The organism is Allobosea caraganae (genome assembly GCF_003351345.1).
In the GTDB taxonomy this organism is placed as follows: Bacteria; Pseudomonadota; Alphaproteobacteria; order Rhizobiales; family Beijerinckiaceae; genus Allobosea; species Allobosea caraganae.
The window spans coordinates 84,288-96,694 of the sequence record NZ_QQTO01000007.1 but is presented as its reverse complement, the minus strand read 5'-3'; the positions used below and the strand labels follow the sequence as shown (position 1 = coordinate 96,694).

The window sequence follows — 12,407 nt, the reverse complement described above, 5'->3', positions numbered from 1 at the left end:
GCGTCCTCAGTTCACTGCCGGCTCGATACCGAGATCCTCGCGGGCGGCCGCGAGGATCTCCTTTGACAGGGCCTCGTCATCCACCGCCCGCGCGATCGCCAGCGCGCCGACCATCTGCGCCATCGCGGCCAGCGCCTTGCGACGCCTCGCAGCAGCGGAGCGTCCGGGCAGGATGCGCGAGAGGACGCCGACGAAGCCCTCCAATCCCTGGCTGAAGACGCTGCGGACCGCCTCACCCTGCCGTCCCGCCTCGCTGCCGAGCGCAGCGAAGGCGCAGCCCATGCCGGGATTGTCGCGGTGAGCGACAGAAAGGTACTGGCTGGCCAGAACAGCGAAGGCTTCCCCGCCCAGCCTGTCGGCGGTCTGCGACCATGCCTCGCAGGTTCCGGCATGGGCCCGGGCACTGGCCTGCGCGATCAGGTCCTCCTTCGATTTGAAATGGCCGTAGAAGCCGCCATGGGTGAGGCCCGCCGCCTTCATCAGGTCGGCGACGCCGATGCCGTCGAAGCCACGCTCGCGGAAGAGCCTGCCGGCGACCTCGATGATGCGCTCGCGGTTCTCGGCCGCCTGCTCCCTGCTGACTTTCATATCCGTGCTCCCAGGCGCAACATGACGACTTGACAGAATATATGATGATCGACATTTATTCGCAACGATCATGATGATCGTCATTTAACGGAACGCACCGCCGGCTGGCGGTCATCAGGAGAATCCCATGCGCTACAAGCTTTTCGGCGAGCATACGGGCCTGCGGGTTTCGGAACTCGTGCTCGGCACCGGCACGTTCGGCACGCGCTGGGGCCATGGCGCCGAGCCGGCGGAGGCCCGCCGCGTCCTCGAGACCTATGCCGAGGCCGGCGGCAATTTCCTCGACACGGCCGACGGCTACCAGTTCGGCGAATCCGAGGAGATCCTGGGCGAGGCGCTGCAGGGAAAGCGCGACGAGTTCGTGCTCGCGACCAAGTTCACGCTCGGCGTCGACCCGAACCGCGGCATCCTCGGCACCGGCAACAGCCGCAAGGCGATGGTGGCCTCGCTGGAGGCCAGCCTGAAGCGGCTGAGATCCGACCGGATCGATCTCTACTGGGTGCATTTCGCCGATGGCGTGACGCCGGTCGACGAGATTCTGCGCGGCTTCGACGACCTCGCCCGCGCCGGCAAGATCCTCTATGGCGGCCTCTCCGACTTCCCGGCCTGGCGCGTGGCGCGGGCGGCGACCATCGCCGAGCTGCGCGGCACCTTGCCGATCGCCGGCATTCAGGTCGAGCACAGCCTGGTCGAGCGCACGCCCGAGCAAGAACTGCTGCCGATGGGCAAGGCGCTCGGCCTCGGCATCGTCGCCTGGTCGCCGCTCGGCGGCGGCATGCTGACCGGCAAGTACCGTCGCGGCGAGGCCGGCCGGGCGCAGGGTTTTGGCGGCCGCGTCTTCCAGGCCGAGAACAGCGCCCAGCGCACCGCCATCCTCGACGAGGTGCTGAAGCTCGCCGAAGAGACGGGCGCGACGCCGGGCCAGGTCGCGATCGCCTGGGTCGCCGCCAAGGGCGCGCTGCCGATCATCGGCCCGCGCAGCGTCGAGCAGCTCAAGGACAATCTCGGCGCCGCGGAGCTCAAGCTCGCGCCGGAGCAGATCGCACGGCTCGACGAGGTCAGCGCGCTGCCGCCGGTCTTCCCCTACACGCTGCTCGACAACCCCGAGAACCAGCAGCGCTACACCGGCGGCAAGCTCGACCAGTTCGACTGGCCGAAGACGCCGGTTGCCTAGCGAAAGCGGCCGGCCGGGGCGCACCGCTCCGGCCGATCGAAGCTCGCCTGCCCTGATGGGCGGACCTGACTGAGGCGCCGCGCAAGCGAGCGGCGCCCGACGCTGCTCCACCTGCCCCATCGCTGTTCAAAACGCTTCAAATTTGTTCGGCCAGCGTGACGAATATCATTAACCACCCGTCAAGCATCTGCGATACTAGGCCATGCCGCGTACAGGCGAGGTCATTGCCATGACTTGGACGCTTATGATGTTGATGATTGCCTTCGGGCTGTCGGTCAGCGCCTTTATCGGCTGGCGACGAGAACGCCGCGATCAGCACGCAGGTGGCTCGGAACCGGCGAAGACGACCGAGAGCGATGGGACGAGTCGTCATGTGGCCGAGTTCGCGGATTTTGCCCACGCCGGCCATGCCTGAGCGTCCGTCAGAGCCTTGCCGGCCGTCCCATCTATGCCGCAGCCGATGAAGCGCCTCGCCATCTCCACATTGACCATTTGCGGCATCGACGAACTGGCCCTGCACAGCAAGGCCCGCGTCACCAACGTGCTCTCGCTGCTCGATCCGGGCTGGCCAGAGCTTGAAGTCCTTGGCAGCTATGGCGCGCCGCACAGGCTGATGCTGCGCTTCCACGACATCATCGAGCCGTTGCCGGACCGGGTCGCTCCCGAAGCCGAGCATGTCAACCGGATCATCGCCTTCGCCGACGAGCTCGATGCGTCGACGCCGCCCAATGCGGAGCGGCACCTGCTGGTGCATTGCCATATGGGCCTGTCGCGCTCGACCGCGGCGATGCTGCTGCTGCTGGCCCGCCTCGACCCCGCGGCCAGCGAGCCCGAACTCTTCGCGCGGCTGCGCCAGATCAGGCCGCAGGCCTGGCCGAATTCGCGCATGATCAGCCTGGGCGACAACCTGCTGGGCCGCCGGGGCCGGCTCGTCGAGGCGCTGCGGGACCATTACGGCCATCAGGTCAGGGCCGAGCCCAACTATATCCGCTGGATGATGCAGCTGAAGCGCGGCGCCGAACTCGAAATGGCGCGCTGAGAGACCATTTGATGATTCTACCAGTGGTGGCCGTCTGACGCGGCCTGCGCTTCCGATGCTCACGGACGGTAGTCCGCTCCGCTCCGGTTCTCGGCGACCACGCCAGCGAAGTCTCGAACGGTCTCTAAGCTGGCCCGCGAACCGGGTCGCCTCGGCAGCGCAAAGCTTGCGCGGATGTGTTCGCTGCCGACAATACCTCCAAATCGACAGAGCAGATCATCATTTTGAGCAGAATTGCCTTAAAATTGAACTTGTTCTCTTGCGGCTTATCTGGATTAATCACTGGGTCTTTTCTGATGGACATTATCGATGCTGCCGATTGCCATTCAATGCGCCCTTGTTTTCGCATATGCTGCGGTCGCGGCATGGTCAGCGGTCAATTCCGTCCTCGAACATCCTGGTGACAGGCTCACGTTTCGCGACGCGCTGATCATCGCGATCGTCAGCCAGTTCTGGATCGTCTTCTATGGCGCCGCGCTCCTGGCCCTCACCCTCCGCTTCATCGTGGCGGCGAGCGTAATGCCAGGACGTCAGCGCGCGCTTTAATTTCGCCGCATCCAAGCCCCCTGGCCGGAAGCTCCCTCAGAGCTTCAGCGTCGCCGTGCGCATCTCGCCGTTCACCGCGACATCGTTGAGCTCGACGACACCGCCGCCACTGCCCACCAGCATCGGGAAATTGCCGTCTGTGCGGATCGAGCCGCCGAACAGGCGCAGCTTCGGGGCGCCGCTGCCGCCCTCGCCCGACTGGAACACGGCCGAATAGGCGCCGGCCTGCAGATCGCAATCGATCAGGTCCGCCTTGCCGGCAAACCAGACGCAGGCGCCATGATTGGGGCCGGCCGGGCGCGGGCTGTGGATCGCAGTGCGGCGAACGACGTTCGTGCCGTCAGACCAGATCCGCAGCCCGAACTTGCAGCGCAGCGCGCTGCAATCCTCCATCGTGACGTTGCGGGTCTTCAGGTCGAAGCCGCCATCGCCCATCGCGCTGACATGGCAGTTCCGGAAGGTGAAATCCGAGGTCTCGCGCTCGCAGACGATGCCGTCGCCCTGGACGTAGTTGCTGCGCTTGCCCTCGCCCGCGCCGCTCATATTGACGGCGTTGTTCAGGAAGACCGAATCCAACGTGATGTTGGAGGCGGTCTCGAAGGCCAGCATCTGGCAGACGTTCTCGCCGGTGCCGTCGAGGCCGCCGCCATCGGCGACGATGTTGCGCAAGATCGAATTCTCGATCGAACGGAAGCGCGCGAAGCCGCGCGCAACCGCGAAGGCACTGCAATTCTCGATCACCACATTGCTCAGCCGCGCGCCGCGCAGGGTCTCGATGACCCGGCCGACGCGCTCGGCATGAATGCCGCGCAGCGAGACCTGGGAATAGGGAGAAGCCGCCTGGTCGAAGCGGATGAAGCCGTCATTGGGCGCGCCGCGGACGGTGAACCCCGCGACGTCGATGAAGCCGGCCGCATTGCTGAACTTGAGGTAGGGCTCGCCGGTCATGGCGGGGCCGGCGCGCTTGAGCGGCGAGATCGCGGAATTGATGAAGCAGGTCGAGGCCGATTGCGGCTCGATCGGCTGGACATCGTCCTGGTGGCCGACATAGCCGACCGCGAGGCGGATGGGGCGTTGTGCCGCGCCGGGCCGGTTCAGCACGATGCCGATCTGCGACCAGAAGACGGGGTCCTCGCGGTCGCGGTCGAAGCCGAGCAGAAAGCTGTCGGCGGCCGCGGCGCGACGCAGGTCCTGATCGAGCGCGGCGAGCGGCTTGGCGTCGGCCCAATTGGAGCCGTCGGCTCGGCCGCCTCCGGCTTTGGTGTAGCGGATCGTGGCCAAGGGCTCGCCTTTCAGGGCTCTACGAGGCGCAGCTCGCGCCAATCGGCGACGGAGGCCGTGCCGGTCGCGAGGTAGATGCGGCCGCGCCCGGCGTCGATCCACATGGCGCCATAGCGCGTGGGCGGCTCCTTCGGCGGGCCGTCGGCGACATGGCGCGGCACGTAGTCGTCATGCTCGTGGCGCACATGCGCGAAGATCGGCAGGCTGGCGATGCGCGCGGTGAGCGCCGAGGCGAGCCATTCGAAATTGCGGTTGACCTTGGCAAAGGCGGTGCGGAGCGGATCGCCCGTTCCGTCATTGCCGCTGGATCCGACTTCGATCCGCTCCACTGGCATCGGCGTGCTCTCCATCGACCGTCAGGTCCAGGCAATCGGCCGTGAGCCGGCGCATGGACCGATCCCGGACCTCTCCGGCTAGAGGCCGTTGCAAGCCTCCGGCCAACAGCGCGGCGGCCGCGACCGAAGCCAGCAGCAGCGCCCGCCGCGTCAGAGAAGGCGCGGTCATTTCCCCAGCATGCCGAGATCGACGCCCTGCTTCAGGACGACCTCGACGACGTCGCCCGGCGTGAGCAGCGTGTCCTCGGTCGCGGCGATGGTCTGGACTCCGTCCACTCCATCGCGCCTGATCGTGATCTGGATCTTGGTCGGGTCGTCGCCGAGAATCTGCTTGGTCGCGCCACCCATGAAGACGAGCTTCTTGTCGTTCGCCTCCATGCGGGCCTTGAGCTGGGCCAGCTTCAGCGCGGAATCGTCGCGCTCCTTCATCAGGTTGGCCCGGCGCTGGTCGACCGTCCGGGTCAGGTTGCGCGTCCGCTCCTCCTGGTCGCGCTCGGCCGTGGTGAGCTGAACGCCGATCTGCAGTGCCCGCGTCGCCGAGATCAGCATGGCGCGGCGGGCGTCGGTGACGCGGTTCTGCGAGGTCAGGCTCTTGTCGAGCAGCTTCTGCATCCGGTCGAACTCGTCGGCGTCGGCGGTGCTGCCCTTGTTCTCCGTGTCGAACTGCAGGGCCAGCGCCTTGGTCCGCGCGGCGGCCTGATCGGCCGACTTGCTGAGGAAGGCCTTCTCGTTCTGCCAGTCGCGCGTGCGGATGGCGAGGAGGTCGCTCTCCGACTTGGCGACAAGGTCGGCGCCGCCGATCTGCGGCAGGCGCTGGATCAGGTCGTCGGCCGAGGCCTTGCCATTATCGTCGATCTCGGCGTTCAGCCGCCAATACTGCGCCCGCTCCCGGGTGAACTCGAGCATCAGCGTGTCGCGGGCGCTGCCATAGTCGAAGACGTTGACGAGGTTGCCGTTGGCGCGCGCTGCCGACTGGTCCTGCCCGCCCGCCAGGCTCAGCGCCTGGCGCACGCGCATGCCCGGCCGATAGACCACCTCGCCGGCGCGCGGCACGTCGCCATTGACGTAGACCGGCCGGTATTCGGCGACCTCGACGAGGATCTCGTCGACATCGGCGATGTTGGGGATCTTCTTGCCGTCGAGCGCGCGACGATAGACGATCTTGCCGGACAGCGCGGTGCGCAGCTTGTCCTGGACCTCGGCCAGGCTCAGCCCGCTGACCTTCACCGAGCCGAGCATGGGCAGCGGCAGGTTGCCGTTGATATCGACCAGCGCCTTCTGGCCGAGCTCGGGCAGGCCGACGACCTTCACCTCAAGTCGATCGCCCGGGGCGATCTTGTATTCAGGCACGGCGTCGTCGGCGCGGGCCGGGATCAGGCCCAAAAAACTCGCGACGCCGGCAACAGCCAGCAACCGCGTCAGTGACCGTTTCGTCATGCGCGACACTCCTTAACGTCGTGGCGCAATGCCACCTGAGACCATGACTTTCGCGCTCCGAGCCAATTCTGTGTGGCAAAGGCCAAGCATGGCAATATGCCGAATGATCAAAATTTGACATTGCAGCCTATTACTTAATCAATGTATTCACCGAAGCATATTTAGGCACGGCTTTTGCGTAACATCTGTCCCAGCGAGCAAATTACGGCTCTAACCATGGGTGGCTCAAGATGCGTATCGCAATGATCGGCTCCGGATATGTCGGACTTGTGTCCGGGGCCTGCTTCTCCGATTTCGGACACGTGGTCGCCTGCGTCGACAAGATGCCGGTCAAGATCGAAGCCTTGCAGCGTGGCGAAATACCGATTTTCGAGCCCGGCCTGCAAGCACTCGTCGCAAGCAATGCGCAGGCCGGCCGGCTTTCGTTCTCGACTGATCTGAAGAGCGCAGTCGCCGGCGCCGACGCCGTCTTCATCGCGGTCGGCACGCCGTCGCGGCGCGGCGACGGCTTCGCCGACCTGTCCTATGTCTACCAGGCGGCGCGCGAGATCGCGCTGGCGCTGGACGGCTACACGGTCATCGTGACCAAATCGACCGTGCCGGTCGGCACCGGCGACGAGGTCGAGCGCATCATCCGCGAGACCCGGCCCGACGCCGATTTCGCGGTCGCCTCCAATCCCGAATTCCTGCGCGAGGGCGCGGCGATCGCCGACTTCAAGCGGCCCGACCGCATCCTGCTCGGCACCGACGACGAGCGCGCCATCGAGGTGCTGAAGGAGGTCTACCGGCCGCTCTACCTCAACCAGGCGCCGATCCTGGTGACCTCGCGCCGCACGGCCGAGCTGACGAAATATGCGGCGAACGCCTTCCTCGCCACGAAGATCACCTTCATCAACGAGATGGCCGATCTCTGCGAGCAGGTCGGCGCCAACGTCCAGGAGGTGGCGCGCGGCATCGGCCTCGACAACCGCATCGGCGGCAAGTTCCTGCATGCCGGGCCGGGCTATGGCGGCTCCTGCTTCCCGAAGGACACGCTGGCGCTGATGAAGACGGCGCAGGAATACGACGCGCCGCTGCGGCTGGTCGAGACCGTCGTCGCCGTCAACGACAAGCGCAAGCGCGCCATGGCCCGCAAGGTGATCACCGCCTGCGGCGGCTCGGTGCGCGGCAAGACCATCGCCGTGCTCGGACTGACCTTCAAGCCGAACACCGACGACATGCGCGACGCCCCCTCGCTCTCGGTCATCACCGCCTTGCAGGATGCCGGCGCCCGGGTCCGGGCCTATGATCCGGAAGGCACCGACAATGCCCGGCTGATGCTGGAGAACGTCGACTATGCCGGCGATGCCTATGGCTGCATCGAGGGCGCTGATGCGCTCGTCGTGGTGACGGAATGGGACGAGTTCCGCGCGCTCGACCTCGACCGCATCAAGCAGGCGCTGCGCGAGCCGGTGATCGTCGATCTCAGAAACATCTACCGCACCGAGGACATGCACGCCCGCGGCTTTACCTATGTCAGCGTCGGCCGGGCGGCGAGCTATAAGCTGCCCGAGGCCGCGCGCATCGCGGCCGAATGACCTTGCTCCGAGTGATGGTGCTCTAAGCCGACCCGAACACTCGGACGACCCGAAGGCGACTTGCGTGATGGTAGATGCCTCGCAGGCTGTGTTGACCCCCGCTCTCGCGGTTGCGGGCGGCGCGTCGCCAGCAAAATCCCTGTCCCGGCGAACGATCGAGGGCTTCGCCTGGATGTTCGTCGGCGCCGGCAGCCAGGCCCTGCTGCGCATCGCCGTGCTGGCGGTGCTGGCGCGGCTGCTGACACCGACCGATTTCGGCGTCGTCAGCGCCGCCATGACCGTGGTCGCGCTGGCCGACATCTTCGGCACGATCGGCATCGCGCCGGCAATCGTGCAGATGCCGCAGCTCGACCGCGAGCACGTGCGCACCGGCTTCACCGTCTCCGCCCTGGCCAGCTTCGCGATCACCGCGATCCTGTTCGTTGCGGCTCCGGTCGTTGCGGGGCTGTTCCAGATTCCCGCCGTCGAGCCGGCGCTGCGGGTGCTATGCTTCATCTTCGCCATTCGCGGCTTCGCGATCGTCGCCGAAGCGAAACTGCAGCGCGAAATGCGCTTCCGCTCGATCAGCCTGATCGGAATGGCGAGCTATGCGCTGGGCTATGGCGCGGTCGCGATCGGGCTCGCGCTCGCTGGCTTCGGCATCTGGTCGCTGGTCTGGGGCCAGATCGCGCAGAGCGTCCTGGCGAGCCTCGCCTTCATCGCCTGCTCGCGCCACGCGATGAGGCCGCTGCTGCATTGGGGGGCACTGCGCCGGCTGCTGCGCTTCGGCGCCGGGATCACGCTCTCGAGCCTCGGCAACTACGTCGCGCTCAACGCCGACCAGTTCATCGTCGGCCGCTGGCTCGGGGCCGCGACGCTCGGCATCTACAACCGCGCCTATACGATCCTGATGCAGCCGGTGAACCTGTTCGGCGCAGTCGGCGACAAGGTGCTCTTCCCGGCGCTGGCGACGATCCAGTCCGACCGGGACCGGCTGGCACGGGCCTATTGCCGCTCGGTCGGGCTGATCGCGCTGGCGACGATCCCGCTCAGCGGCTTCCTGACCCTGTTCGCGGAGGAATGCATCCAGCTGCTGCTCGGCAAGCAATGGCTGCAGGTCACCCTGCCCTTCCAGATCCTGGTCGCGTCGCTGTTCTTCCGCACCGCCTACAAGATCAGCTCGACCTTGCTCCGGGCGCGCGGCATGACCTTTTGGCTGGCCTCCTGGCAGTGGCTCTATGCTGCGAGCGTCTGCGCCGGCGCCTGGCTCGGGCTGCCCTATGGGCTCTCCGGCGTCGCAGCCGGCATCGGCGCGGCGATCGTCATCACCTTCGTGCTCGGGCTCGTGCTGTCGAAGCGCGCCTGCGCGCTCTCGCTGCGCCAGATCGCGGCGATCATGGGCCGCCATCTCCTCGTCGCGGCTCTGATCAACCTGCCGCTGCTGTTCCTCAAGCCGGTCCTGCTGTCGCTCGGCTGGCATCCGATCCTGCTCCTGGCGGCCGGCGGTGCGGTCGCGGGCGCGATCGCCCTGGTGATCTTCTTCGCGGTGCCCAAGCTGCTCGGCGACGAGGGCGCCTGGCTGCGCTCGGCGCTCGGCCGCAAGCCGTAGCTATTTTTCTTCACGCGAACCGGTACCCACTTCGCTCCAAAATGCTGCGCCGCCTCTCATTGCACGAGGTGGTTCCGCCGCCAGGTCTCGGCCACGAACTGCGATCCCTCGCGCGTCAGGTGGCCGTAATCCCATTGGACCGGGACGCCGCTCGTGGTCAGCGTGACGCATTGATCGGAGGGGCACAGCGTCTTGAAGGCCGAGATATAGGTCGCCCCCGAATTGCGCAGCGCCTGCGCCAGTTCCTCGTCCAGGGCCTTCTGGGCCCGCGAGCGGTTGCGCGCGACCATGCCGGCATCGTCGGAGAGGATGCTCTTGGTCAGGAGCTGCGGCAGCTTCTGCTGGTACTCGACGATGGGGCCGATGACGTAGACCGGGCGGCCGAACTGCTTGAGGCGCTCGACCGTGCTCAGTAGTCCCGCCACGTCGGCATGGGTCCAGCGCGCCGCCAGCACGACGGCGTCGCTCCCGGCCCGCGGCAGATGCTGTTCGAAGATATAGCGCATCAGGCCAAGGCAGCGCTCGGCGCCCTGCCCGTCCATCAGCGGCCGGCAGCCGGACGCGGTGGCCTGCTGGAAGTGGATGTCCGTGAAGGTCGTGGAGAGCCCGCTCCAGAGCGCCGCCGCATGGCTGTCGCCGACCAGCAGATAATCCTTCCGCGCCGCGTCCCGCCCCAGGCAGAGCTCCTTGCGGAAGAGCTCCAGGTCGTCGGACTTGCTCGTCAGGAAGCACGAGCCCTCGCGATAGCCGCTGGTGACGTCATAGCCGCCCATGCCGGCCAGCACCGCCTCCGCTTTGGCCGGATAGCGCCAGGCGGCGCCATGCCCGACGACTAGCGCGCCGCCAGCCACGAAGAGGAGCGAAGCCGCCACCGCCGCAGCCGTGAAGGCGCGGCGGCCCTGGCCCCAGCCCGTCGCGGTCCTGAACGGCTGCTCGACATAGCGCCAGGACGGAATCGCGCAGGCAAAGCAGAGGGCGAGCAGCCCGACCTTCTCGAGCCGGCTGAAATGATCGGTGACCTCATAGCGATAGAAGGCCTGGATCGGCCAATGCCAGAGGTAGAGCGAGTATGAGATCAGGCCGATGAAGACGAGCGGGCGCAGCGAGAGCAGCCGCGACACCCAGGTGACGCCGTTCTGGCCGGAATAGATGATCAGCCCGGCGCCGATGCTGGGCGCGAGCGCGGCGATGCCGGGAAAGAGCGTGCTTTCGGAATAGGTCAGGATGCTGAAGCCGATCAGGCCGAGGCCAAGGCAGCCCAGCCCCTGGCGCAGCCGGTCGCTGCCCGGCAGCGGAAACAGGCCAAGCGCCAGCAACGAGCCGATCAAAAGCTCCCAGACCCGCGTCGGCGCGAGGTAGAACGCGGCCGCCTGGTCCTTCTGCACCAGCCAGATTCCGGCGCCGAACGAGACCAGGGCAATGGCGAGGCAAGCCGCGATGGCGGCCCGCCGCCCGAAGCGGTGCAGCAGCGCCAGCAGCAGCGGGAACAGGATGTAGAACTGCTCCTCCACCGCCAGCGACCAGGTGTGGAGCAAGGGCTTGATGTCGGCCGGGTCGGCAAAATAGCCGACCTGATTGAGGAACAGGATGTTCGAGCTGAACAGCAGCGTCGCGAGTGCGCTTTGGCCGAGGCCGACAAGGTCGTGCGGCATCATGACGGCGAAGCCGGCGACGCAACTCGCGGCCAGCACGACGAAGAGCGCCGGCAGGATGCGCCGCGCTCGGCGCTCGTAGAAGCGCGCGATCGAATAGGAGCCGCTATCGAGATCGTCGCGCAGAATGCGCGTGATCAGGTAGCCCGAGATCACGAAGAAGATGTCGACGCCGACGAAGCCGCCCTCGACGAAGGGAAAGTTCAGGTGGAAGAGCAGAACGGGCAGGATCGCCAATGCGCGCAGGCCGTCGATGTCGGGACGATACATCGTCTTCCTCCAACACGTGGATCACATCCCCCTGGCCTCGTTTCCCTTTCGGCCTAGCCTTTCAGTGGTCTTTTGTTGTCGATGTCAGTTCTTGCGCGGCTCGCGAACGTAGAGGCAGCGCTTCGATGCGGTCGGGAAGCGCTCGTCGACCTGGAAGCCGAGGGCCGCCAGCCGCCTGTCCATCGCGGCGATGGCGTCTTCGCCGACGATCTGCGGATGCGTTTCGACGCCGATGGCGCGCACGCTCGGCATCGGGCAGGTGCCGAGCAGGTCGATCTCGCTGCCCTCGATATCCATGATGACGACCGTAGGCTCGATTTCGGCGAGCAGGTCGCGGAATGAGGTCGAGGGCACCGTCTCGGCGGCGGCATCACCGCGATCGAGCATGCTCGACGAAACCAGGGACTCCGAGAGATGGAAGGTCACCGGCCCGCCATCGAGCGAGACGACCGACTGGCGGGCATCGACGGCGTAACGGTTCATGGCGAGGTTGCGCACCAGAAGCGCGTGCATCGTCGGGTTGCCCTCCAGCGTCACGACATTGGCCGCGCCGCAGATGCGCGCGCAGAGCATCGTGATGAAACCGACGCCCGAACCAAGCTCGAGCACCCGGTCGCCGGGCCGCAAACAATATTTGACCAGCGCGGCCTCGGTTCTCTCATGCCGATCGAAGAGCAGGGCCCGGATGATCGCGTCATCCTTCAGCTGGTCACGGTCGACGATCAGTCTAATGCCGTCATTGCTGACGATTTGGGCGCCGCGCATTTCGCGGAACGTACCCTTTAACTTGCACCCCACGCGATCCAAAACGCTGAGTTGAGCCATCAACATCACCCTCCGCAACGTTATTCGGATTGTTTATCCTGACGGGGCGCCGCAAATTTCATGCCGTTCGGGAGCGCGGTCGGCGGAGGCGTTTG

General features: G+C 66.4%; 12 protein-coding genes. 6 read left to right on the top strand and 6 right to left on the bottom strand.

The window, feature by feature from the left end:
* Positions 1-6: 6 nt before the first annotated feature.
* The gene (locus tag DWF00_RS03150) at positions 7-588 is read right to left on the bottom strand and encodes a TetR/AcrR family transcriptional regulator (protein WP_114829963.1); all 582 of its coding nucleotides are present in this window, start codon (positions 586-588) and stop codon (positions 7-9) included.
* Positions 589-715: 127 nt separating this feature from the next.
* On the opposite strand from DWF00_RS03150, the gene DWF00_RS03145 reads away from it, so the two are divergent.
* The 4 genes from DWF00_RS03145 to DWF00_RS03130 all read left to right on the top strand — a co-directional run bounded on the left by DWF00_RS03145 (position 716) and on the right by DWF00_RS03130 (position 3,347).
* Positions 716-1,762 (top strand): aldo/keto reductase, encoded by a 1,047-nt coding sequence (locus DWF00_RS03145; RefSeq protein WP_114829962.1) that lies wholly within the window; start codon positions 716-718, stop codon positions 1,760-1,762.
* 202 nt (positions 1,763-1,964) lie between these two features.
* Positions 1,965-2,177, top strand: a complete 213-nt coding sequence (locus tag DWF00_RS03140) for a hypothetical protein (RefSeq protein ID WP_114829961.1) — start codon at positions 1,965-1,967, stop codon at positions 2,175-2,177.
* 45 nt (positions 2,178-2,222) lie between these two features.
* Positions 2,223-2,801, top strand: coding sequence for a tyrosine phosphatase family protein (locus tag DWF00_RS03135; protein WP_114830150.1), 579 nt, complete (start codon positions 2,223-2,225; stop codon positions 2,799-2,801).
* Positions 2,802-3,110: 309 nt separating this feature from the next.
* Positions 3,111-3,347 carry a hypothetical protein gene (locus tag DWF00_RS03130; RefSeq protein ID WP_114829960.1) on the top strand — a complete coding sequence of 79 codons (237 nt, stop codon included), beginning with the start codon at positions 3,111-3,113 and terminating at the stop codon, positions 3,345-3,347.
* Positions 3,348-3,383: 36 nt separating this feature from the next.
* On the opposite strand, the gene DWF00_RS03125 is transcribed toward DWF00_RS03130, so the two are convergent.
* The 3 genes from DWF00_RS03125 to DWF00_RS03115 form a co-directional block, all read right to left on the bottom strand.
* Entirely contained in the window at positions 3,384-4,628 is a 1,245-nt protein-coding gene (locus DWF00_RS03125; protein ID WP_114829959.1) for a right-handed parallel beta-helix repeat-containing protein, read from the bottom strand.
* 11 nt (positions 4,629-4,639) lie between these two features.
* A complete protein-coding gene (locus DWF00_RS03120) occupies positions 4,640-4,963 on the bottom strand; it encodes a hypothetical protein (RefSeq protein WP_114829958.1) in 324 nt (107 codons plus the stop codon).
* A 165-nt stretch (positions 4,964-5,128) separates the two neighbouring features.
* Positions 5,129-6,400, bottom strand: coding sequence for a polysaccharide biosynthesis/export family protein (locus tag DWF00_RS03115; protein WP_114829957.1), 1,272 nt, complete (start codon positions 6,398-6,400; stop codon positions 5,129-5,131).
* 230 nt (positions 6,401-6,630) lie between these two features.
* Here DWF00_RS03115 and DWF00_RS03110 point away from each other — a divergent pair, with 230 nt between their 5' ends.
* Together DWF00_RS03110 and DWF00_RS03105 are read left to right on the top strand one after the other, a co-directional pair.
* Positions 6,631-7,977, top strand: a complete 1,347-nt coding sequence (locus DWF00_RS03110) for a UDP-glucose dehydrogenase family protein (RefSeq protein ID WP_114829956.1) — start codon at positions 6,631-6,633, stop codon at positions 7,975-7,977.
* 91 nt (positions 7,978-8,068) lie between these two features.
* The gene (locus DWF00_RS03105; protein ID WP_181832712.1) at positions 8,069-9,565 is read left to right on the top strand and encodes a lipopolysaccharide biosynthesis protein; all 1,497 of its coding nucleotides are present in this window, start codon (positions 8,069-8,071) and stop codon (positions 9,563-9,565) included.
* A 56-nt stretch (positions 9,566-9,621) separates the two neighbouring features.
* Here the strand turns inward: DWF00_RS03105 and DWF00_RS03100 are convergent, their stop codons facing one another.
* A complete protein-coding gene (locus DWF00_RS03100) occupies positions 9,622-11,487 on the bottom strand; it encodes an acyltransferase family protein (RefSeq protein ID WP_114829954.1) in 1,866 nt (621 codons plus the stop codon).
* A gap of 84 nt (positions 11,488-11,571) precedes the next feature.
* Positions 11,572-12,252, bottom strand: a complete 681-nt coding sequence (locus DWF00_RS03095; protein ID WP_181832711.1) for an FkbM family methyltransferase — start codon at positions 12,250-12,252, stop codon at positions 11,572-11,574.
* Between the last annotated feature and the right edge of the window lie 155 nt (positions 12,253-12,407).

Excerpts from the sequence above, each read along its gene's own strand:
- DWF00_RS03150 (WP_114829963.1), bottom strand. The coding sequence starts at position 588 with ATGAAAGTCAGCAGGGAGCAGGCGGCCGAGAACCGCGAGCGCATCATC.
- DWF00_RS03145 (WP_114829962.1), top strand. The coding sequence starts at position 716 with ATGCGCTACAAGCTTTTCGGCGAGCATACGGGCCTGCGGGTTTCGGAA.
- DWF00_RS03140 (WP_114829961.1), top strand. The coding sequence starts at position 1,965 with ATGCCGCGTACAGGCGAGGTCATTGCCATGACTTGGACGCTTATGATG.
- DWF00_RS03135 (WP_114830150.1), top strand. The coding sequence starts at position 2,223 with ATGAAGCGCCTCGCCATCTCCACATTGACCATTTGCGGCATCGACGAA.
- DWF00_RS03130 (WP_114829960.1), top strand. The coding sequence starts at position 3,111 with ATGCTGCCGATTGCCATTCAATGCGCCCTTGTTTTCGCATATGCTGCG.
- DWF00_RS03120 (WP_114829958.1), bottom strand. The coding sequence starts at position 4,963 with ATGCCAGTGGAGCGGATCGAAGTCGGATCCAGCGGCAATGACGGAACG.
- DWF00_RS03115 (WP_114829957.1), bottom strand. The coding sequence starts at position 6,400 with ATGACGAAACGGTCACTGACGCGGTTGCTGGCTGTTGCCGGCGTCGCG.
- DWF00_RS03110 (WP_114829956.1), top strand. The coding sequence starts at position 6,631 with ATGCGTATCGCAATGATCGGCTCCGGATATGTCGGACTTGTGTCCGGG.
- DWF00_RS03100 (WP_114829954.1), bottom strand. The coding sequence starts at position 11,487 with ATGTATCGTCCCGACATCGACGGCCTGCGCGCATTGGCGATCCTGCCC.
- DWF00_RS03095 (WP_181832711.1), bottom strand. The coding sequence starts at position 12,252 with ATGCGCGGCGCCCAAATCGTCAGCAATGACGGCATTAGACTGATCGTC.